18 protein-coding genes are annotated in these 21019 nt (G+C 67.0%); 6 read left to right on the top strand and 12 right to left on the bottom strand.

The features are described 5' to 3' along the window. The first annotated feature begins 34 nt into the window (after nt 1–34). Together ACP69V_RS04090 and ACP69V_RS04085 are read left to right on the top strand one after the other, a co-directional pair. Nucleotides 35–982, top strand: coding sequence for an ABC transporter ATP-binding protein (locus tag ACP69V_RS04090; protein ID WP_426022759.1), 948 nt, complete (start codon nt 35–37; stop codon nt 980–982). After that, nucleotides 979–2337, top strand: coding sequence for an ABC transporter permease (locus ACP69V_RS04085; protein WP_426022758.1), 1359 nt, complete (start codon nt 979–981; stop codon nt 2335–2337). Before ACP69V_RS04090 ends, ACP69V_RS04085 begins: the two co-directional genes overlap by 4 nt. Nucleotides 2338–2566: 229 nt before the next feature. Here ACP69V_RS04085 and rpsU read toward each other — a convergent pair whose 3' ends face one another. Beyond that, complete coding sequence (rpsU, locus tag ACP69V_RS04080; RefSeq protein WP_135195633.1) at nt 2567–2827, bottom strand: 30S ribosomal protein S21; 261 nt, start codon at nt 2825–2827, stop codon at nt 2567–2569. Between the two features lie 187 nt (nt 2828–3014). Here rpsU and ACP69V_RS04075 point away from each other — a divergent pair, with 187 nt between their 5' ends. Further along, nucleotides 3015–3662, top strand: a complete 648-nt coding sequence (locus ACP69V_RS04075; protein ID WP_426022757.1) for a COQ9 family protein — start codon at nt 3015–3017, stop codon at nt 3660–3662. A 189-nt stretch (nt 3663–3851) separates the two neighbouring features. Here ACP69V_RS04075 and ACP69V_RS04070 read toward each other — a convergent pair whose 3' ends face one another. Together ACP69V_RS04070 and purE are read right to left on the bottom strand one after the other, a co-directional pair. Next, nucleotides 3852–4934: a 5-(carboxyamino)imidazole ribonucleotide synthase gene (locus tag ACP69V_RS04070; protein WP_426022756.1), complete on the bottom strand. Its 1083-nt coding sequence runs from the start codon at nt 4932–4934 to the stop codon at nt 3852–3854. Beyond that, a complete protein-coding gene (purE, locus tag ACP69V_RS04065; protein ID WP_426022755.1) occupies nt 4935–5426 on the bottom strand; it encodes a 5-(carboxyamino)imidazole ribonucleotide mutase in 492 nt (163 codons plus the stop codon). It lies immediately after the preceding gene. A 183-nt stretch (nt 5427–5609) separates the two neighbouring features. Here purE and ACP69V_RS04060 point away from each other — a divergent pair, with 183 nt between their 5' ends. Beyond that, entirely contained in the window at nt 5610–6173 is a 564-nt protein-coding gene (locus tag ACP69V_RS04060; RefSeq protein ID WP_426022754.1) for a GGDEF domain-containing protein, read from the top strand. Nucleotides 6174–6196: 23 nt separating this feature from the next. Here ACP69V_RS04060 and ACP69V_RS04055 read toward each other — a convergent pair whose 3' ends face one another. From ACP69V_RS04055 to ACP69V_RS04045, 3 genes are all read right to left on the bottom strand, one after another. After that, nucleotides 6197–8002: an autotransporter domain-containing protein gene (locus tag ACP69V_RS04055; RefSeq protein ID WP_426022753.1), complete on the bottom strand. Its 1806-nt coding sequence runs from the start codon at nt 8000–8002 to the stop codon at nt 6197–6199. Between the two features lie 110 nt (nt 8003–8112). Further along, nucleotides 8113–10005: a phosphoglycerate dehydrogenase gene (gene serA, locus ACP69V_RS04050; protein ID WP_426022752.1), complete on the bottom strand. Its 1893-nt coding sequence runs from the start codon at nt 10003–10005 to the stop codon at nt 8113–8115. Between the two features lie 121 nt (nt 10006–10126). Next, nucleotides 10127–10666: a hypothetical protein gene (locus ACP69V_RS04045; RefSeq protein ID WP_426022751.1), complete on the bottom strand. Its 540-nt coding sequence runs from the start codon at nt 10664–10666 to the stop codon at nt 10127–10129. A 236-nt stretch (nt 10667–10902) separates the two neighbouring features. Here ACP69V_RS04045 and ACP69V_RS04040 point away from each other — a divergent pair, with 236 nt between their 5' ends. After that, nucleotides 10903–11826 (top strand): Hsp33 family molecular chaperone, encoded by a 924-nt coding sequence (locus ACP69V_RS04040; protein ID WP_426022750.1) that lies wholly within the window; start codon nt 10903–10905, stop codon nt 11824–11826. Nucleotides 11827–11863: 37 nt separating this feature from the next. On the opposite strand, the gene phoB is transcribed toward ACP69V_RS04040, so the two are convergent. From phoB to ACP69V_RS04010, 6 genes are all read right to left on the bottom strand, one after another. Next, nucleotides 11864–12556 (bottom strand): phosphate regulon transcriptional regulator PhoB, encoded by a 693-nt coding sequence (phoB, locus tag ACP69V_RS04035; protein WP_135195153.1) that lies wholly within the window; start codon nt 12554–12556, stop codon nt 11864–11866. Between the two features lie 20 nt (nt 12557–12576). Beyond that, nucleotides 12577–13317, bottom strand: coding sequence for a phosphate signaling complex protein PhoU (gene phoU / locus ACP69V_RS04030; RefSeq protein WP_159845323.1), 741 nt, complete (start codon nt 13315–13317; stop codon nt 12577–12579). 4 nt (nt 13318–13321) lie between these two features. After that, the gene (gene pstB / locus ACP69V_RS04025) at nt 13322–14275 is read right to left on the bottom strand and encodes a phosphate ABC transporter ATP-binding protein PstB (protein WP_426022749.1); all 954 of its coding nucleotides are present in this window, start codon (nt 14273–14275) and stop codon (nt 13322–13324) included. Between the two features lie 4 nt (nt 14276–14279). Beyond that, nucleotides 14280–15584, bottom strand: coding sequence for a phosphate ABC transporter permease PstA (gene pstA, locus ACP69V_RS04020; RefSeq protein ID WP_426022748.1), 1305 nt, complete (start codon nt 15582–15584; stop codon nt 14280–14282). Next, the gene (pstC, locus tag ACP69V_RS04015) at nt 15577–17007 is read right to left on the bottom strand and encodes a phosphate ABC transporter permease subunit PstC (RefSeq protein WP_426022747.1); all 1431 of its coding nucleotides are present in this window, start codon (nt 17005–17007) and stop codon (nt 15577–15579) included. The genes pstA and pstC overlap by 8 nt, the downstream gene beginning before the upstream one ends. Nucleotides 17008–17146: 139 nt before the next feature. Then, complete coding sequence (locus ACP69V_RS04010) at nt 17147–18544, bottom strand: ATP-binding protein (protein ID WP_426022746.1); 1398 nt, start codon at nt 18542–18544, stop codon at nt 17147–17149. Nucleotides 18545–18690: 146 nt separating this feature from the next. On the opposite strand from ACP69V_RS04010, the gene ACP69V_RS04005 reads away from it, so the two are divergent. After that, nucleotides 18691–20979, top strand: coding sequence for a response regulator (locus ACP69V_RS04005; protein ID WP_426022745.1), 2289 nt, complete (start codon nt 18691–18693; stop codon nt 20977–20979). Nucleotides 20980–21019 lie beyond the last annotated feature (40 nt).

Genomic DNA, 21019 nt, shown 5'->3' with positions numbered 1-21019 from the left:
CTTCTAGGCTGACCGTCACAGGACGGGGGGCGATATGGCGGCATTGACGCTGGATGGGGTGAGCAAGAGTTACGGCGATTTCGACGCCGTGCGGGATCTGAGTTTTCAGGTCGAGAAGGGCTCGATCTGCGGCTTTCTGGGGCCGAACGGGGCGGGCAAGACCTCGACCCTGCGGATGATCCTGGGCCTGCAGCCGGCGACGTCGGGGCGGATCGAGATCCTGGGCGCCGACGACGGGCGCAAGGTGCGCGACCGGATCGGTTTCCTTCCCGAGGAACGCGGCCTCTACAAGAAGATGACCCCCGTCGAGGCCATCAGCTTCTTCGGCGCCCTGAAGGGCCTGCCGGTCGCCGAAGGCAAGAAGCGCGCGAAGGCCATGCTGGAGCAGCAGGGGCTGGGCGAGGCGCAAAAGAAGAAGATGAAGGAGCTGTCCAAGGGGATGGCGCAGAAGGTGCAGCTGATCGCCTCGGTCGTGCATCAGCCCGAGTTCGTGATCCTGGACGAGCCCTTCTCGGGCCTGGACCCGATGAACCAGCAGGGTCTGGAGGCCATGATCCGCGACCTTGCGGCGAACGGCGCCACCGTCCTGTTCTCGACCCACGTGATGCAGCACGCCGAACGGCTGTGCGACAAGGTCGTGCTGCTGGCGCGCGGTCGTAAGGCGTTCGAGGGCACGGTGGATCAGGCCAGGGCCACCTCGCCCCGCTTCCTCGATCTGGAAGGCGCGATCAGCGCGCAGGCCGCCGCCGCCCTGCCCGGCGTGGCCGGCGTCGAGACCCTGTCGGATGTGGACGGCGTGCGGCGGTTGAAGATCGCCCTTTCCCCCGGCGCAGGCGGTCAGGAAACGTTGAAGACGGCCTTCCTGAACGGTCTGGACGTGCGCGGCTTTGCGTTGAAGGAAACGACGCTGCACGACGCCTTCATCGGCCTGACCGGCGACCATCCCGATCAACCCGCTGCACCTGCGGAGGCCGCCCGATGAACCGCACCCTGCTGATCGCGCGACGCGAATATGTCGCCTATGCCAAGACCGTCGGCTTCTGGCTGTCGCTGCTGGCGTTCCCGCTATTCGCCGTGCTGGGCGGGGGCATTCCCCTGCTGATCCGCTCGGCCGAGCCGGTCAAGGCGGTGGCGGTGATCGAGGAAGGTCCGGCCGCGACGGGCCTGGCCGCCGCCGTCCGCGCCTCGTTGCAATCCGATCTGGATCGCCAGAACGAACGCCTGCGCGAGGCCGCCGAGAAGGGTCAAGCCGGAGCCGGGCGCGCCGTGGCCTCCATCAGCGGGCCCAAGATCCGCCTGGTCGCCGCCCCGCCCGCCATCGCCGACGCGACCGGCCCGGCGCGCGACGCCGCCATCAAGGCCGCGCTGGACAAGGCGGCGCCCAAGGACCGCCGCCTGGATGCCGTGGTCTTTTTGAACCGCGTCGATGGCAAGCCCGCCGCCCAGGTCTGGACCGCCCGCGCCACCGACAACGACGTGTCCAGCTTCGTTCGCACGGCCCTGCGCGACGCGCGACGCACCGAACTGCTGACCGCCGCCGGGGTGGCCCCGGCCGTGGCCCAGGAGGTCCAGACCTTCAGGCCCGAGGTGAAGGCCTTTTCGCCCAACGCCGCCAGCGGGGGCGAGGTGTCGATGCGCGACCGAATCCCGTCGTTCATCGGCCTGGGTGTGGGCTTCCTGCTGTGGTCGCTGGTCATCACCGGCGCCTCGATCCTGCTGAACAGCGTGATGGAGGAGAAGTCGAACAAGATCTTGGAGGTGCTGCTGTCTTCGGCCTCGGCGACCGAGATCCTGACGGGCAAGGTGTTGGGCGTGGCGTTGCTGACCCTGACGGTCATGGGCGTGTGGGGTGGAATCGGGACGTTCAGCCTTCTGTCGGCCTCGCCCGAGACGGCGGCGACGATCGGCCAGGTGCTGCTGCACGACGGCCTGATCTTCTATTTCATCGCCTATATGGTCGGCGGTTACCTGATGTATGCGGTGCTGTTCGCGGCCATCGGCGCCTTCTGCGAGACGCCGCGCGACGCCCAGACGCTGATGGGGCCGATCATGATGATCCTGGTCGTGCCGATCCTGGTCATGCAGATGGCCCTGACCAGCCCGGACGCCCCGGTGGTCAAGGTCTTGTCCTGGATTCCCTTCTTCACCCCCTTCCTGATGAGCGCGCGGGCGCCCAGCGATCCGCCGCTGATCGAGGTGATTCTGACGCTGGTGGGCATGTTCGCCACCGCCGCCCTGATGGTCTGGATCGCAGGGCGAGCCTTCCGCGCAGGGGCGTTGTCGGACGTGAAGCTGAGCTGGAAGAGCTTCGGCCGGGCGATCACCGGGCGGACCTAGGGGCGCGGATCCGTCTCCTCCCTATCGCGCAGCGATGGGGAGGTGGCGCGGCGCATCTTCGCGCCGTGACGGAGGGGCTCTTCACAGCATTACAAGCGCCTGTGGGACTTCAAGAGCCCCTCCACCACGCTACGCGCGGTCCCCCTCCCCGCTTCGCGGGGAGGAGACAAAGAAAAAGGCCGCTTCCCGAAGGAGGCGGCCTCAAATCTTTTTGGCTTACGCCAGGATATTACCGGCTGCCGCCACCGGCGCCAGCGCCGGGAACGCGCGGCTTCGGCGCGGGCAGCAGGCCCTCGCGTTGCATGCGCTTGCGGGCCAGCTTGCGAGCGCGACGGATCGCCTCGGCCTTTTGACGGGCGCGCTTTTCCGACGGCTTTTCGTAATGCACGTGGCGCTTCATTTCACGGAAGCTGCCTTCGCGTTGCATCTTCTTCTTTAGGGCTTTGAGCGCTTGATCGACGTTATTATCGCGAACGAAAATCTGTACCAGGTTGAACTCTCCTTTGGCCGCCCGCCGCGTCCTGTAAGGGAGACGGGCGAACAAAATAAAATCGTCTTCCGAAAGTCGGGCCCTCGGATGAAGGCGCGCTGATACACCAGCCGCCCGCACCTGTCCAGATCGTCGCGACCATTCTTCAAGGCTCGAAACCCCGGCGCGACAGGCGTATGATCGGGCCATGATCGACACGACAGACTGGGCCGACCGGACCGAACAGACCGTGCTGGACGCCGCCATCGCCCGCGCGCCGGCGCTGGGCTGGAACGCCCGTCTGGTGCGCGAGGCATGCGAGGCGTGCGGCCTGTCGCGCGGCGACGAAGAACTGCTGCTGCCCAACGGCGCGCGCGATCTCGCCGCCCTGTTGTCGCGCCGCCATGATGACCGCGCCTTGGCGGCCCTGGGCCAGATCGACGCCAAGTCGTTGAAGATTCGCGAGCGAATCGCCCGCGCCGTGTCCGAACGAATGGAGGCCGGCGCCGCCGACCTGGAGGCTACGCGCCGCTGCGCCGCCTTCCTGGCCCTGCCGACCAACGCCGACCTGGGGCTGAAACTGGCCTGGGAGAGCGCGGACCACCTGTGGCGCTGGGCCGGGGACGAGGCGACCGACTGTAACCACTATTCGAAGCGCACCATCCTGTCGGGCATTCTGATCCCCGCCCTGACCATGCGCTGGTTCGATGGTCGCGAGGCGGCGGAAGCCTTCGTTGCCCGGCGCATTGAGAACGTCATGGCCTTCGAAAAGTGGAAGGCGGGCAAGGACTTCGATGCGCCATTCCGCAGGGTGACGGACGCGCTGAGCCGGATGCGATACGGGGCGCGGGCTTAGTTCTCTCTTCTTTCGTCATCCTCCGACGAGCGTAGCGAGATCGGGGGACCCAGCGGCGCGCGTGAGCGCGAACCTGTCGCGGACAGGGTGGTCAAAAAGGAAGCGGCGGACGCATCGCCTTCGGCGCCGCTGGGTCCCCCGGTCTGCGCCGCAAAGACGCGGCTTGCCGGAGGATGACGAAAGAAGAAGTTAGACCGCCCCCAACACCCGGTTCACGTGCGCCATCTTGCGGCCCGGCCGCGCTTCGGCCTTGCCGTAGAGGTGCAGGCGTTCGTCGGACTTGGCCGACAGCTTGCGCCAGTCCTCGACCTCTTCGCCCAGAAGGTTGGTCATTTCGATGCGGGCGTGGGCGGTCGTCGGGCCCAGCGGCCAGCCGGTCACGGCGCGGATGTGCTGTTCGAACTGGTCGCAGACGCAGCCGTCCTGGGTCCAGTGGCCGGTGTTGTGGACGCGTGGGGCGATCTCGTTGACCAGCAGGACGTCGTCTCCCAGGTCGAACAGTTCGACGCCCACCACGCCGACATAGTCCAGCCCGTCCAGAATCGCCTCGGCGATGGCGCGGGCGCGGACCTGGGTCTTTTCGTCCACGGCGGCGGGGGCCAGGGTGGTGCGCAGGACGCCGCCCTCGTGCCGGTTCTCGCCCAGCGGATAGACCGACATATGGCCGTCCCAGTCGCGGGCGGCGATGACCGACAGTTCGCGCACGAAGGTCGCCTTGGCTTCCAGAATGGCCGGACGGCCGCCCAGGCTTTCCAGGGCGGCGGGCGCGTCCTCGATGGCGTGGATCCAGACCTGGCCCTTGCCGTCATAGCCTTCGCGGCGGGTCTTCAGCAGAGCTGGCACGCCCAGGGTCGTCAGGCCGACGACCAGATCGTCCAGCGTATCGACGACGGCGAAGGCGACCGTCGGGGCGCCCACGGCGTTGAGGAAGGTCTTTTCGTCCACCCGGTCCTGCGACACGCGCAGCGCGGTCGGCCCCGGCGCAACCAGGGCGCCGGCCTCGGCCAGGCGTTCGATGGAATCGGCGGGGACGTTTTCGAACTCGAAAGTGACCACGTCGGCGGCGCGGCCCAGGGCGGTCAGGGCGTCGGGATCGTCATAGGCGGCGACGATCTGATGCGCCGAGACGCGGCCCGCCGGGCTGTCAGCCTCGGGGTCCAGAATGACGACGTCGAAGCCCAGGCGCGACGCGGCCTGGCTCAGCATCCGGCCCAGTTGGCCTCCGCCGATGATTCCGAGGGTCGAACCGGGGGGAAGCGGAAGATCAGGCACTCAGTCCTCGACGGTTTCGGCGATGGAATCGGTCTGGGCGGCGCGGAAGGCGGCCAGGCGTTCGGCCAAGGCTTCGTCCGACAGGGCCAGGATCTGGGCGGCCAGAATGCCGGCGTTGGCGGCGCCCGCCTCGCCGATGGCCAGGGTCGCTACGGGCACGCCGGCCGGCATCTGGACGATGGACAACAGACTATCCATCCCCTTCAGGGCCTTGGACTGGACCGGCACGCCCAGCACCGGCAGTTCGGTCATGGAGGCGGCCATGCCCGGCAGGTGGGCGGCGCCCCCGGCTCCGGCGATGATCACCTTGTATCCTGCGGCCTTGGCGCCCGTGGCGAACTCGACCAGGCGCTGGGGCGTGCGGTGTGCGCTGACGACCTTGGCCTGCCAGGCGACGCCCAACTGGTCCAACTTGTCGGCGGCCAGCTTCATGGTCGGCCAATCGGACCGGCTGCCCATGATGATCGCCACCGGCGGTGCGGAAGTCGCCATGTCTGTAAGGCCCCTCGCGGAAAGGCGCCCGTTACAGCACGTGGGTGACGCCCGCAACCGCACGCGGGCGGTTTCACGCCTCCAGGCCCTTATTGTCGGCCTTCAATGTCGGCGGATCACGCTCTACCATCGTTCGACCGCGCGACGCAGACTGAGTCGCGCCATCGGAGCCATCCCTGCGCCGTGACCGACGTGGCCGAACACGACCTGACCGCCGAGATCGAGCGCCTGCGCGTCGAGCTGGAAGCGTGGAAGACGCGCGCCGCCGCCGCCGAGGCCGCCGCCGACCATGATGTATTGACCCCTGCCCTGAACCGGCGCGGCTTCGTCGCCGCGCTTCAGCGGACCATGGCCTATTGCCAGCGGCACGGGGTGCCGGCGGTGCTGCTGTATCTGGACATGGACGGGTTCAAGAGCGTCAACGACCGGCTGGGCCATGCCGCCGGCGATGCAGCCCTGGTGGCGGTGGCGGAGCTGTTCCTGGCCAATCTGCGTGAGTCAGACGCCGTGGGTCGGCTGGGCGGCGACGAGTTCGCGCTGCTGATGCTGCACGCGGGCTACGAAGAGGGCCGGGCCAAGGCGCGGCAGCTGTCCGAGGCCTTGAAGACCGAAGGCTTCGTCTGGGACGGACACAGGACCGAACTGGGCGGTTCGTTCGGTGTGCGCGCCTGGGACGGCCATACCGACGCCGAGGTCTGGCTGACCGAGGCCGACGCCGCCATGTGGGTGCGCAAGAAGGGGCGCTGAGGCCCCTTCTCGCCCCCTCGGGTTTAGAGCGGCAGTTTGAGCTGAATACCGCCCATGTGGCTGTCGGCGTGGTCGCCGAAGCGGCCGCGATATCCGACCGTCACCTTGACCGGGCCGACCGAACCCTCGACGCCCGCAGACGCCAGGAACTGACCGCCGAACGGATCGTCGATCTCGCGCGACAACACCTGGGCCGGGTTGTTGAAGATGCCCACGCGCACCGGGTCGGAACTGTCGTCCAGCGCGTCACGATAGCCGCCCTCGGCGAACACGCCGAACCGGCCCATTTCGGCCTCGGCGCGCAGGGCGACCTCGCCGGTCAGGGCCTTCACCGTGCGGTCGCCATACTGATACTGGGCCGCGACGCCCTGCTCATAATAGCCGTCCACGTCGCTGGAGACATAGGCCAGGGCCGCCCGCGGCGACAGGGCGATGCCGCCCATGTCGAACCACATCCCGCCCTGCAGGCGCGCGCCGGTGCTGAACGCCCGCGCGTCGGCGGTGTGGACGATGGGCGCCAGGCTGGTCAGGCGTTCGATGTCGTCGATATTGTCGCGCGCCACGCCGACCGCCGCATTGACGAAGACATCGCCCGAGCGCCAACCGCCATAGACGTCCAGGCCGAAGCTTTCGACGTTGAAGTTCAGAGCCTGGCTTTCGACGTCGGTATTGCGGGCCGTGCCGGCCAGGCCGAAACGCCAGTTGGCCGAAGGCCCTGCCTCCAGCGCGATCCGCCCGCCCCAGCCATCGCTGGAAGATTCGGTGACCGAGCCGCGTGCGTCGGTATCGACGCTGTCGATCAGGGCCGCCGTGGTGATCGACACTCCGGCCTCCCAGGCTTCACGGCCCGACAGGGCCTCGCTGGCGGCGTCCAGCGCATCTTCGCGGTGACGATAGGTCGTCTCGCCCTGCAGCGTCGATTGGGCGCCGATATCGCCGTAGTAGAGGTAGTCGGTCGCCAGTTGGGCGAGGATCCGATGCCCCGTCGCCGTGGGATGGACGCCGTCGAAGTAGAAATAGCTGTCGGGGTTGGCGCAGACCGTGACACCGTTGAAGCAGGCTTGGGTGACGTTGGTCACACCGAACTGACCCGGATTGGCGGCCAAGGTATCGCTGACCTTGAACAGGTCCATCAGGATGATGTTGCTGCCCGGTCGTGCGCCCGCAGTGGTGAAGAGGCCTGTCTGGAGGGCGGTGTTGAAGGTCGTGACGGCATAGTCGGCCAGAGGCGCGGCCGGCGTGCTACGGAACTGCGGCGTCAGGCTGAGCTTGGGCAGGTTGGTGACCAGGATGGTCCCCGCCCCGGCGCCGGCGACGCTGTTGACCAGGCTGTTGACGTTGGCGGCGGCCGTGGTCGCGACCGGCGTGATGGCGGCGACCGGGCTGGCCGAGGCGCCGGCGGCGGGCAGACCCTGGAAGATGTCGTTGGCGCCGCCCAGGACGCTGACCAGATCGGTCGAGCTGAATGTGCCGCCGGAGGCGGTGTAGCGCGCCAGTTGGTTCAACATGCCGAACGGCACGCCGGCCGTGGCGTCGGTGCGAGACCCGCCGAAGGCGTAGTTGATGCTGCCCGCCACCGAGCCATTGAAGTTGGCGGCGTTAAAGCCGAGCAGTTCGGTGAACACCGGCCCGCTGGAGAACCGGCCCTGGAAATATGGCGGCGAGGGCGGCTGGGTCCCGCCCGAGATCAGATAGAGATTGCCGTTGTCGCTGAGGCTGTCGCCGAAGACGACGAGACGGTTGTAGGTCTGGGCCGAGGCCGAGCCTGCAAAGGCGCAGGCGGCGAGCGCCAGAACGGCGACGGCGCCGCCGGTGAGATAGCGTGACATATCAATCCTCCCGCAGCCGTCATGGTTCGCGGCCGTTGGAGGAGAGGATGCGCCAGTTGGCGCAGAGCGCAAGATGCCGCAACGTCAGCCTTCGGAGGAAAATCGAACGCCTACTGCAAAGTGCGGAACTTCAACGTGCCCGGCACCATCTTGAGTTCGCGCAAGGCTTCGGGATCGTAGTCGCGGTCCACGTCGGTGATGACATAGCCGGTGCGCTCGTCCGTCTTCAGGTGTTGGCCGAGGATATTCAGACCCGCCGACGCCAGCGCCCGGTTCAGTTCGGCCAGGACGCCCGGCTGGTTCCTGTGAATGTGCAGGATGCGGTGCGTGCCTGACACCTCGGCCAACTGCACGTTCGGCAGGTTGACACTGAAGGTGGTGTCGCCCCGGTTCAAATAGCCCAGCAACCGTTCGGCTGCGAACTCGGCGATGGCTTCCTGCGCCTCCTCGGTCGAGCCGCCGATGTGGGGCGTCAGGATCATGTTGGGCAAGCCCTGCAACGGGCTTTCGAACGGATCGGCGTTGGTGCGCGGCTCTTCCGGGAAGACGTCCACGGCGGCCCCCGCGACCCGGCCCGAGCCCATGGCCTGGGACAGGGCGCCGACGTCCACCACATGGCCGCGCGACAGGTTCAGGAACAGCGCGCCTTCCTTCATCCTGGCGAACTGGGCCGCGCCGAAGATGTTGGCGTTGTCCTTGCGCCCATCGACATGCAGGGTGACCACGTCGCTTTCGCCCAGCAGGGCGTCCAGCGAACGCATCCGCCGCGCATTGCCCAGAGCCAGCCGTTCCGACAGGTCGTAGAACAGCACCCGCATGCCCAGGTTCTCGGCCAGGACCGACAACTGGCTGCCGATGGCGCCATAGCCGACGATGCCCAGGGTCTTGCCGCGCAGTTCCTTGGAGCCCGTGGCAGACTTGTTCCATTTGCCGACATGCATGGCCGCCGACTTGTCCGCGACGTCGCGCATCAGGACGATCATCAGGCCGATGGCCAATTCGACGACCGAGCGGGTGTTCGAATAGGGGGCGTTGAACACCGCCACCCCGTGATCGGACGCCGCGTCCAGATCGATCTGGTTGGTGCCGATGCAGAAGGCGGCGACGGCCATCAGCCGGTCGGCCTCCTCCAGCACCCGGCGGCTGACCGTGGTCTTTGAGCGGATGCCCAGCACATGGACACCCTTGATCGCGGCGATCAGGTCGTCCTCGTCCAGCGCGCCCTTTTGCGTCTCGACCGAATAGCCCGCCTCCTCCAGTCGTTCGACGGCGGCGGGGTGGATGTTTTCCAGCAGCAGCATCTTCATGCGGCTGCGCGGGAAGGACCAGCGGCCGACCAGACCCTCGGCGTGCAGCACCTCGTCAAGCGAGGCGGCCTCGGCGTCGGCGACCTGAACCACCGGCGCGCGGCGCACCACCTCGGTGAAGGCGTAGAAGGCGTCGGCGGCGCCGGCGATCTTGACCTCGGCGTCGTTCCAGCCGTCGCCGATCATGACCACCCGGCCCGACAGGTTCAGGGCGTGAATGGCGGCCGGCTTGCCGTTGGCGTGCGACAGGGGATTGGCGTCATCCACGCCGATCACGCGGTCGTCCGCGTCATAGACCAGATCGTTGCACAGGATGCGGTCGGGCGAGACGCCCAGTTCCTCGGCGACCGGCGCGATCACCTCGCGGAAGCCGCCAGAGAGGATGACGACCTTGCCCTTGTTCTGCTGGAAGAAGTTCAGGTTGCGGCGAACGGACGCCGTCAGATGATCCGATGCCGTCTGCGCCAGCGCCGCAACATGGGCGCGCGTCAGGGGCAGCAGGGCCAGACGACGGCGCAAAGCCTCGCCGAACTCCAGCTCTCCGGCCATGGCCTGATCGGTCAGGCTTGCAATCTGCGCCCGTGTTTCAGCCGCGCCCGGCGCATCGGCCAAGGCGATGTCGGCCAGGGCCTCAAGGGTCTCGAAATCGACCAGGGTCGAATCGAAGTCGAAGATCAGGGTGGGGCGCGCGCTCATGGCCGGCGTCTTAGCGGCCTTCGCGCTTGCGGCAAAGCCAAGCCGTGCTGATGATTGGGCTCAGTTGCGCTTAAACCTTGCCGCCCGTCGCGATTTTCACACGGCAGGCGGCAAGAAAATATCAGAAGCGAACGATGCGGCGCACGCGGCTGTCAGGACGACGGCTTTCCAGAACCGCTGCGCCGATGGCGGCGGCGATGGTGGCGACGGCCAGAATCGCCCCGCCTTCGCGCGCATGATCGCGAGCATAGGCGCCGGCGTCATCGGCGTAACGGCGCGCCGTCTTCCCCTGCTTCTTCAACACCTTTTTTGAGCCCTTGCGGGCCGAACGGAACCATTCATCGGCGCGGTCGCGCGCATCGTAGGCGACGTCGGCGGCGCGATGGCGTGCGTCGCGCGACAGTTCTCCGGCACGCTCTCCCGCATCTTCGGCCCGGTGGCGGAAGGCGTCGACGGCGTCATGGAAGCGATCGCGCAGTTCCGACGTATCCACCCATCCGCGCGGGTCGATGCGGGTCTTGATGCGCTGATAGCGAGTCGGGCCGCTGCGTTGCGTCAGATAGACGACCGCGACCGCGCCCAGGACGATGGCGGCAAGGCTGCCGGCGGTGATGCCGGGATGTTTGCGAATCTCTTCGATCGGATCGATATCGCGGATCATCGGCAGAACCTCTTCAGTGATTGGCGTGGTGATGGGCAGAGCGACGGCTCCGCTTGAGCCAAAAGAGCGAACTGCGCTGGAAACGGTTCCGTCGTATCGGCGACGCTGAAGAAATCACCGCGCAGACCGCCTCCCCGCGTCGGAACAGACAACCCTTATCATCGGGCCCTTATCATCGGGCCTTCGGGCGCCTAAATAGCCGCGATCCCGAAATGACGTCGCCAAAGGACCTCGCCGTGACCGATCACGCGCCTCCCCCCCCCGTTTCCGACGATCTGGCCGCCGCCTTCCAGATCGAGGGCTGGCCCGTGCGCGGACGTCTGGTCCGCCTGGGAGCGACCATCGACAAGATCCTGGCTGCCCACGCCTATCCCGAGCCGGTCGCCGCCCTGCTGGGCGAGGCCTGCGCCCTGGCGGCCCTGATCGGCTCCAGCCTGAAGTTCGAAGGCCGCCTGCTGGTTCAGGCCCAGGGCGATGGGCCGGTACGCTATGTGGTCGCCGACTATGGCACCGACGGGTCCTTGCGCGGCTATTGCCGCTACGACGAGGCCGAGGTCGCCGAAGCGTCTAGCGGGTTTGCGCGTCCCGGCGCCCGATCGTTGCTGGGCCAGGGCGTCTTCATCATGACGCTGGACCGCGGCCCCGACTTCGAACGCACTCAGGGGATCACGCCGATCGAGGGCGAGAGCCTGTCGCTGGCGGCCGAGCATTACTTCCAGCAGTCCGAACAGGTGCCGACCAAGGTGCGGCTGGCCGTCGGTCAGGTGCAGACCGAGACGGGCTCGCAATGGCGGGCCGGCGGGGCGATGATCCAGATCATCGCCGGCGACGACGCACGCGGCTCGACCGAAGAGGTCTGGGACCGCACCCGCGCCCTGTTCGGGACCCTGGGCGACGACGAACTGGTCGACCCGACCATCTCGCCCGAGACCCTGCTGTTCCGCCTGTTCCACGAGGACGGCGTTCGGTTGGAGGGCGCGCGCGAACTGACAGCCGTTTGTCGTTGTTCTCGCGGCCGCATCGCTTCTGTCCTGGCCTCGTTCGACCCGGCCGAGCGCACCGAGATGCTGGAAGATGACGGCAAGATCCGCGTCACCTGCGAATACTGCGCCACGGTCTATGCGCTGGACCCCGACGAAGTGGTCGCCGAGCAGATCTGAATTGGAAAGGGCGGCTCCGAGAGCCGCCCTTTTTGTCTCAGCCTTCCAGATCCAGCGAATAGCCCGCCGAACGGACCGTGCGGATCGGGTTGGCGCTTTCGTCGGCGATGGCCAGGGCCTTGCGTAGGCGTCCGACGTGGACGTCGACGGTGCGGGCCTCGACATAGACGTCCGAGCCCCAGACGGCGTCGAGCAGCTGTTCGCGGCTGAACACCCGACCCGGATGCTGCATGAAGTGGTCCAGCAGGCGGAACTCGGTCGGGCCCAGGTGCACTTCCTGGCCCGAACGCTTCACACGGTGCGAAACGCGGTCGATGATGATGTCGCCGTGGTTCAGGCGGTCGTCGGCCAGGCCGGGACGGATGCGACGCAGGACGGCGCGGATGCGCGCGATCAGCTCGACCATCGAAAAGGGCTTGGTCAGATAGTCGTCGGCGCCGGTGTCCAGGCCCCGAACCCGGTCGCTCTCCTCGCCGCGCGCCGTCAACATGATGATCGGCAGGTTGCGCGTCTCGGCCTTGCCCCGGATGCGGCGGCAGACCTCGATGCCCGACAGTTTGGGCAGCATCCAGTCCAGCAGAACCAGATCAGGCAGACGCTCGTCGATCTGGAGCATGCCTTCCTCGCCGTCGGCGGCGACGGCGACGTCGTAGCCTTCCTTTTCGAGGTTGTACTGAAGAAGGGTCGCCAGCGCGTCCTCGTCTTCCATCACAAGGATATAGGGCTGCACGTCGTGTCTCCGGTCTCGGCTCAGTGCGTCGGAAGGTGGGGCGTCGAAAGGTTCGGCGTCGGATCGGAGTCCTCGGCCGTGGGCTGGGCCCGCGGGCGTTCGCCCACGATGTCTTCGCCCGTGATCTCGTAGTGGACGGTCTCGGCGATATTGGTCGCGTGGTCGCCGATCCGTTCCAGGTTCTTGGCCATGAACAGCAGATGGGTGCAGGCGCCGATCGTGCGCGGATCGCCCATCATGTAGGTCAGCAGTTCGCGGAACAGGGCGTTGTAATGCTCGTCAACCTCGTCGTCGGTCTGCCAGACGGCGACGGCGCGATCCAATTCGGAGGCGGTGTAGGCGTCCAGCACGTCGCGCAGGCGGGTGGAAACCAGCCGGCCCATCCGCTCGATCGAGCGGGTCAGGGGCTGCATCGGTTCGCCCTCGGCCAGGATCAGCGCGCGCTTGGCGATGTTCTTGGCCAGGTCGCCGGTGCGTTCCAGATCGGTGGCGATCTTCATGGCGCCCAGGGTGCGGCGCAGGTCGCTGGCGACCGGCTGGCGCAGGGCGATCAGGCGAATGGCCTTCTTCTCGATATCCCGGTGCAGGGCGTCGAGCTTCAGGTCGCGCTCGACCACCGCGCGGGCAAGGGCGATATCGCGCCGGGCGACGGAATCGATGGCGTCCGCGACCTGGGCCTCGGCGAGGCCGCCCATGCGGGCGACCTCGGCCGTGATCTGGTTCAGCTCGTCGCCGTAGGCCTTGACCGTGTGCTGGTTCATCGGATTAGCCGAAGCGTCCCGTGATATAGTCGAGCGTGCGCCGTTCGCGCGGATTCTGGAAGATGTCTTCCGTATCCCCGGTCTCGACCAGACGGCCCATGTGGAAGAAGGCGGTGCGTTGCGACACCCGCGCGGCCTGGGCCATCGAGTGGGTGACGATGACGATGCAGAACCGCTCGCGCAGTTCGTCGATCAGTTCCTCGATCCGCGCCGTGGCGATGGGGTCCAGGGCCGAGCAGGGCTCGTCCATCAGGATCACTTCAGGGTTCACGGCGATGGCGCGGGCGATGACCAGACGCTGCTGCTGACCGCCCGACAGACCCATGGCCGACGATTGCAGGCGGTCGGCGACCTCTTCCCACAGGCCGGCGCGCTTCAGCGCCTTTTCGACCACATCGTCCATCTCGGCCTTGGACGAGACCAGGCCATGGATTTTCGGGCCGTAGGCGACGTTTTCGTAGATCGACTTCGGGAAGGGGTTCGGGCGCTGGAACACCATGCCGACGCGGGCGCGCAGCAGCACCGGGTCGATGGAACGGTCGTTGATGTCCTCGTCGTCCATCGCGATCCGACCGGTGACCTTGGCCCCGGCGATGGTGTCGTTCATGCGGTTCATCGTCCGCAGGAAGGTCGACTTGCCGCAACCCGACGGGCCGATCAGAGCCGTGACGGTCTTGTCCGGGATATCCAGCGAGACGTCGTACAGCGCCTGCTTGCCTTCATAGAAGACCGAGACGTCGCGCGCGGCGATCTTGATCGGCCCCACGGGAGGGCTGTCGATCACGGTCGGACCAGGCAGGGCCGATGAATCATAGGCGCGGGGCTCCACGACGGCGTCCGCCTTGGGCTTCGCCGCAGCTTCGGGCAGGACCTGGCCGCCCATGCGCGGGGTCTCGGTCGGATCGACCGGGCCGGCGCCGGACTGGTCTTCGGCGGAGCGGAAAATACGGAATTTCATTCTCTTACCACCGGCGCTCGAAGCGCCGCCTCAGGATGATGGCCGCCGCGTTCATGATGATCATGAAGACCAGCAGGACGATGATCGCCGCGGCGGTGCGTTCGTGGAACGCCCGCTCCGAGGCGTTCTCCCAGATGTAGATCAGCGAAGGCAGCGCCCCGACCGGCTGGTCGATGGCCGCCGGCACGCCCGGCACGAAGCTGACCATGCCGATCAGCAGCAGCGGCGCGGTCTCGCCCAGGGCGTGGGCCATGGAGATGATGGCGCCGGTCATGACACCGGGCATGGCCAGCGGCAGGACGTGGCTGAACACCGTCTGGGTCTTGGACGCGCCCATGGCCAGGGCCGCCTCGCGGATCGACGGCGGCACCGCCTTCAGGGCCGAGCGTGTGGCGATGACCAGGGTCGGAAGCGCCATCAGGGCCAGGACCAGACCGCCCACGATCGGACTGGCGCGCGGCAGGTGCATCCAGTTGATGAACAGGGCCAGCCCCAAGAGGCCGTAGACGATCGACGGCACGGCCGCGAGGTTGTTGATGTTGACCTCGATGATGTCGGTCAGCTTGTTCTTGGGCGCGAACTCTTCCAGCCAGATGGCGGCGCCGACGCCCAGTGGAATGGCGATCAGGGCCGTGACCATCAGCATCAGGGCCGAGCCGACTACGGCGCCCAGCACGCCCGCCAGTTCCGGCTGGGTCGAGTCGCCGTTGGTGAACAAGGCGGTGTTGAAGTGCGAGCCGATGACGCCCTCGGTCTGCATCCGGTCCAGCCAGGCGATTTGCTGGTCGGTCAGGCGGCGTTGATCCTCGGGCGTATCCCTGGAGATTTCGCCCTTCAGATACAGGTCGGCGTCGTCGGACAGGGGCACGGCCAGGGGCACGGTCTCGCCGATGACCTCGCTGCGCTTGGAGACCAGGTCGGCGGCGACGAACTTCAGTTCCGACGAGAACAGCCGCTTCATCTGCGCGCCCCTGGTTCCAGCCGCGTCGTCCTGGATGCCCATGCGGGCCAGTTGCTGCTCGGCGGCCAACTGCTCGAAGTTGGAGCCTTGGGGATAGGCGCGATCGACGCGCGCCGGGTCCATATAGACCGGCACGGTCACGGTATGGGTGTAGAAGGCGGTGTGGCCCTGTTCGACGATCCGGACCAGGAGGACGGCCAGGAACAGCATGGCGGCGGCGATGGCCAGGCGACCATACCATTTGAAACGGGTTTCCTTGGCGTGCCGACGCTTCAGGCCCGCGCGCAGACGATCCAGCCGCCCCTTGGCGGCCACGCCGTCGATCCGATCGGGGGTCGCGTCAGTCATATTGTTCCCGATAGGTCTGGACGATCCGGTGGGCGATGATGTTCAGCACCAGGGTCACCAGGAACAGGGTCAGGCCCAGGCCGAAGGCCGACAGGGTCTTGGCGCTGTTGAACTCCTGGTCGCCGGTCAGAAGGGTCACGATCTGCACGGTGACGGTCGTCACGGTGTCGAGAGGATTGAAGGTCAGGTTGGCGGCCAGGCCTGCGGCCATGGTCACGATCATGGTCTCGCCAATGGCGCGCGACACGGCCAGCAACAGCGCGCCGGCGATGCCAGGCAAGGCGGCGGGCAGCAGAACCCGCTTCACCGTCTCGGACTTGGTGGCGCCCATGGCGAACGAGCCGTCGCGCAGAGACTGAGGCACGGCGTTCAGAATGTCGTCGGACAGGGACGAGACGAACGGGATCAGCATGATGCCCATCACGGCGCCGGCCGTCAGGGCCATCTGGTTCTGGACCAGCGACAGATAGAGGCCCAAATCGTGCAGCGGCCCGCCGACCAGGAACAGGCCGATCTCGTTGAAGAAGACCCTCAGCAGCGGCCCGACGGTCAGGGCGGCGAAGAAGCCGTAGACGACGGTCGGCACGCCGGCGAGAATCTCCAGCAGCGGCTTGATCACGGCGCGGGTGGTGCGGCCGGCGTATTCCGACAGATAGATCGCCGAAAACAGGCCGATGGGCGCGGCGACGCACATGGCGATCACCATGATCAGCAGGGTGCCGACGAACAGGGGCACGGCCCCGAAGGCGCCGGTCGAACCGACCTGGTCGGCGCGGATGGCGATCTGTGGGCTCCACTGGGTGCCGAACAAGAAATCCAGGACGGGCACCGTCTGGAAGAAGCGGAAACTGTCGAAGGCCAGGGAGGCGATGATGCCCAGGGTGGTCAGGACGGCGATGGCCGAGCAGACGAACAGGGCGCCGTAGACCCAGCCCTCGACCCGATTGCGGGCGCGGGTCTGGGGCTTGATCTGGGTCAGGGCGAACAGGCCGCCCAGGATGGCGGCCAGGATGGCGGCGATACCGCCGCCCCAGGACAGGGTGCGCTCGATACGGACCATGCGGCGCGCCTCGACCGGCAGATGTTCGGCCAGCGGGCGCTCCCAGATCTGCAGCGCAGGCTCGCCACGACCGACGCGGTGGGCGTCGGCGAAGAAGGCGTCGCGGCGGAAGTGTTCCAGAGCCGCGACGGCGTCAGGCGTGCCGACGGCGGTCAGCTGACGCTGAAGCGGCGCAGAGAAGACCGAAGCCAGGATCAGAACCAGCAGGGCGGGCGCAGCGACCCAGATCAGGGCGTAGGCGCCGTGCTGGCCGGGCCGGGAATGGGGTTTGGCGCCGATCGCGCGACGACGCGCAAGCTCGCGTCCGCCGACGAAGGCGGCCGCGCTCAGCGCGATGAGGATCAGCAGATAAATCCAGATCATTCAGAAGTCCGAAGCGCCGTGCGCGAATCGGCGAAGGTCCTGAACATCGGGACCGACGCGGCGCGACTACTGCCTGCGAATGTTCAGCGGATTACGACGGGTCGATGACAGTTGGGTGACAGCGACGGTCCCTGCGGCTCTAGCGCCGCTCGACCGGCTGGGGGAACCAGGCGGTGAAGGCCGCGCCCATGCCCGGCGCGCTTTCGACGACCAGGCCGCCCTGGTGCCGATTGATGATGTGCTTGACGATGGCGAGCCCCAGGCCGGTCCCCTGCCGCTCACCGCTCTTCTGGCCTTCAACGCGATAAAAGCGCTCGGTCAGGCGTGGAAGGTGTTCGCGCGCCATGCCGGGTCCATGATCCCGCACCGTCACGGCGGCATAGGAAATGCCGGATGCACGGTCCGGCGTGACCAGCGGCAGCCGGGTCGCGCCGGGCATGCGCGACGCCCAGGCCTCGTCGAAGGACAGGTCCGAACGGACCGAAATCTCGACTGTCCCGCTCCGTGACGAATATTTGACGGCGTTGTCGAGCAGGTTCTGCACGACCTGCAGGATCTCGTCGCGATCCCCGCTGATCGACGCCCTCGCCTCCCCCTGGTCCAAGGCGATGACGATCTCTTTTTCGCGCGTCAGCACGCTGATGGCGTCCACCACATCGGAAGCGGCGCGGTCCAGATCGACCCGGCCCGAGGGCGGGATATGTTCGTTCAGTTCGATGCGGCTGAGCGACAGCAGGTCCGCCACCAGACGACCCATCCGATCCGCCTGGGCCGACATGATGTCGAGGAACCGGTCTCTTGCGGCGACGTCGTCGCGGGCATGACCCTTCAGCGTCTCGATGAAGCCGCTCAGCGAGGCCAGCGGCGTGCGCAGTTCGTGGCTGGCGTTGGCCAGGAAATCGACGCGCATCATCTCGGTGCGCCGGGCGTCGGTCTCGTCGCGCAGGATCAGCAGGGCCAGCTCCGCGCCCGGCGCCGTGTTTGTCTCGACCGACAGGGGCCGGGTCCAGGCGCGCCAGCGCCGATCTCTCTGACCGCCCGTCGCATAGTCGGTGGTGCGCGCCGTGCCGCCGAACAGAGCCTCGTCCACCGCCTCCAGCACGCCGGGCTCACGAATGACCTGAACCAGCAAGGCGCCCTGACGCTGAATCCGCAGCAGGTCGCGCGCCGCGCCATTGGCCATGACGATGCGCCGGCCGGCGATGTCGTCCGGCTCGCCCCCGCTGACGACCAGCACCGGGTCGTCCAGCGCCTCGAACACCCGGTCCAGCAGGTCGCCCGTCACTACATCCGTGGAAGACTCCGCCGCCGCGCCGTCGTTTGCGGTCGGCGTCGACGCCGTCGCTTCCGACACGTTCAACAGCCAGGCCGAGGCCGCCACGACCACGGCCCCGCCAACCAGCCAGTTCGCCAGCTCGGGATGCAGGATCGCCAGGATCAGCAGGACCACGATGGCGATGCCGATGCTGGCGCCCACCGTCCATAGGCGCGAGGTGGAAACCGGCGCGACGGGCGATGGCGAGACTTCGTAAGGCATGGAGTGGGAGCGACCTCGTTCTGGAACGCGTTTTGCGATCCTTGCACGGATTTTGTGACGGCGCTCCGACAGCCTGCTGATTGAAGAAGCTTCGCCGCACGGTTTCTTTAGGATTTTCTGCGAGCGTATCCGCAAGGAGAAGCCTCGTGGACCGCATCATCTTTTGCATCACGCGCGATCACGACTGGCGGATCACTGTGTTCGCCGCCCTGATCTGTCTGATCGGTCTGGGCGTTTCGACCCGTGTCATGCAGCGGATGAGCGTGCGCGACCCTCTTCGACGCCGACGTGCGGTCTTCGTGGCGACGCTCATCGGCGCACTGTCGATATGGGCCACCCATTTCGTGGCTATGCAGGGGTTCATCGCCGGCGTGCCGGTGCGCTACGACCTGTTTCTGACACTGGCTTCGCTGGGCGTCGCCCTGGCCATGATCGGCTTGACGATCGGCTCCACGATGATGGGCAAGGGGCACATCTGGCGCGCCCTTGCGGCCGTGATCGCCGTCGCGGGCGTCGGCGCCATGCATTATCTCGGCATGGCCGCCATAAGAGGGCCCGCGCATATAGGCTGGGACCCCGGCATGGTGGCGGCCTCCATCGTTGGCGCCATGGCTGTCGGATGCACGACCGCCTTCTTCTATCGTCGCGCAGGGATTCTCAGGCTGGTCGTCACGGCTTTTGGCCTCGCAATGACGGTGATCGTGCTTCATTTCGTCGGCATGGCGGCGATCACCGTCACCCCTAACCCCAGCGTTTCAACGGATCAGGGTATTTCCACTGAAGCCATGCGCGTGCTGCTGGGCGCCATCCTGCTGCTGATCTGCGGCGTCGCCTCCGCGCTGGGCGTCATGGCCTATATGTCGCGCGCAACGGCGCTGCGCCGCATTCGAGAGGCTGTCGATGCGATGCCCGACGGGCTGGGCTTCTATGATTCGAAGGATCGGCTGGTGCTGTGGAACGCGCGCTATGCCGAGGTGAACCCCGAGCTTGAACCCCACCTGGCCGTCGGCCTGCCCTTCCGCGAGGCCTTGCGGATCGGGATCGACGAAGGCCGCTATGCCGAGGCGCTGGGGCGCGAAGAGGAATGGCTGAACGAGCGTATGTTGGCGCGGCGGCAGTTGTCCTCCAACGGCGAGCAACAGCTCGCGGGCGGCCGCTGGTTGCGCATCCAGGACCGACGGACTTCCGAAGGCGGCACGGTCACGGTCTGCAACGACATAACCGACCTGAAACGCAATGCTGAAGCCCTGGCGGAGGCGCGCGACGCCGCAGAGGCGGCCAACGTCGCCAAGAGCCAGTTCCTGGCCAATATGAGCCACGAAATCCGCACGCCTCTGAATGGGGTGATCGGCCTGTCGCAGGCGCTGTCCAAGACCGATCTGACGGCCGACCAGCGCGAAATGCTGGATCTGATGCAGGCCTCGGGAAAGACGCTGCAGACCCTGCTCAGCGACATCCTTGATCTGGCCCGGGTCGAATCGGGCAAGCTGGAACTGACCGAGGACGCCTTCAACCTGGCGACTGTGGTCCGCGAAGCGGCGCAACTCTATGCCGAGAATGCGCGCGAGAAGCATCTCGACTTCCACGTGGATATCGATCTGGAAGACGACGTCTGGGTGCTGGGCGACGCGGTGCGTCTGAAACAGGTTCTGACCAATCTGATTTCCAATGCGGTGAAGTTCACCAGTCAGGGGTTCGTCGGACTGATCGTTCAGCGCGCCGTGGATCGGGACGGAAATCCCATCCTGCGCTTTACCGTCGAGGACAGCGGCATCGGGTTCGACGCCGCGACGCGCAGCCGACTGTTCAGCCGATTCGAACAGGCGGATGGCGGCATCACGCGCAAATTCGGCGGCTCGGGCCTGGGCCTTTCCATCTGTCGCCAACTGGCGGAAATGATGGGCGGCGATCTGGGCTGCGAAAGCGAGCCGGGTGGAGGCGCGGCCTTCATCCTGAACCTGCCGCTGAGGCAGACCCAAGCACCGATGGCCGGAGAGCCCGCAATCAATCAGCCCACCGTCGTCGAGCAAGAGCGCGCGGTACGGGTGCTGGTGGCCGACGACCATCCGACCAACCGCCGCGTCATCGAGCTGATTCTCGCCCAAACTTCCGCCCAGATCGTCGTCGCAGAGAACGGCGCCCAGGCGCTGGAGGCCTTCCGGGCCGACACGTTCGACCTGGTGCTCATGGACATGCAGATGCCGGTCATGGACGGGCTGACGGCGACGCAGGAGATTCGCCTGCACGAGGCCGCGATGGGGATGAAACGAACGCCGATCGTCATGCTGACCGCCAACGCCATGCCCGAACACGTGGCGGCCGGGCGCGCGGCCGGGGCCGACCACCATCTGGCCAAGCCGTTCAACGCCGCCGAACTGCTGGGCGTCGTCGCGGCGCCCGCTTCGCTGCTGAAGGACCGGGCGCAGGCGGCTTAAGCGGACCTTTGACGGTTGCGCCCTGTGCGTGATGCGTGTA

Origin of the sequence: Brevundimonas sp. PWP3-1b1, assembly GCF_049896065.1 — a bacterium.
In the GTDB taxonomy this organism is placed as follows: Bacteria; Pseudomonadota; Alphaproteobacteria; order Caulobacterales; family Caulobacteraceae; genus Brevundimonas; species Brevundimonas intermedia_B.
Note: the sequence above shows the minus strand (reverse complement) of the source record. Positions and strands in the feature narration are given on the sequence as shown.

Coding starts and splice junctions, on each gene's coding strand:
- purE (WP_426022755.1), bottom strand. CDS start 5,426: ATGGCGACTTCCGCACCGCCGGTGGCGATCATCATGGGCAGCCGGTCC.
- serA (WP_426022752.1), bottom strand. CDS start 10,005: ATGAGCGCGCGCCCCACCCTGATCTTCGACTTCGATTCGACCCTGGTC.
- pstB (WP_426022749.1), bottom strand. CDS start 14,275: ATGAAATTCCGTATTTTCCGCTCCGCCGAAGACCAGTCCGGCGCCGGC.
- ACP69V_RS04045 (WP_426022751.1), bottom strand. CDS start 10,666: ATGATCCGCGATATCGATCCGATCGAAGAGATTCGCAAACATCCCGGC.
- pstA (WP_426022748.1), bottom strand. CDS start 15,584: ATGACTGACGCGACCCCCGATCGGATCGACGGCGTGGCCGCCAAGGGG.
- ACP69V_RS04055 (WP_426022753.1), bottom strand. CDS start 8,002: ATGTCACGCTATCTCACCGGCGGCGCCGTCGCCGTTCTGGCGCTCGCC.
- pstC (WP_426022747.1), bottom strand. CDS start 17,007: ATGATCTGGATTTATCTGCTGATCCTCATCGCGCTGAGCGCGGCCGCC.
- phoU (WP_159845323.1), bottom strand. CDS start 13,317: ATGAACCAGCACACGGTCAAGGCCTACGGCGACGAGCTGAACCAGATC.
- ACP69V_RS04075 (WP_426022757.1), top strand. CDS start 3,015: ATGATCGACACGACAGACTGGGCCGACCGGACCGAACAGACCGTGCTG.
- ACP69V_RS04085 (WP_426022758.1), top strand. CDS start 979: ATGAACCGCACCCTGCTGATCGCGCGACGCGAATATGTCGCCTATGCC.
- ACP69V_RS04090 (WP_426022759.1), top strand. CDS start 35: ATGGCGGCATTGACGCTGGATGGGGTGAGCAAGAGTTACGGCGATTTC.
- ACP69V_RS04010 (WP_426022746.1), bottom strand. CDS start 18,544: ATGCCTTACGAAGTCTCGCCATCGCCCGTCGCGCCGGTTTCCACCTCG.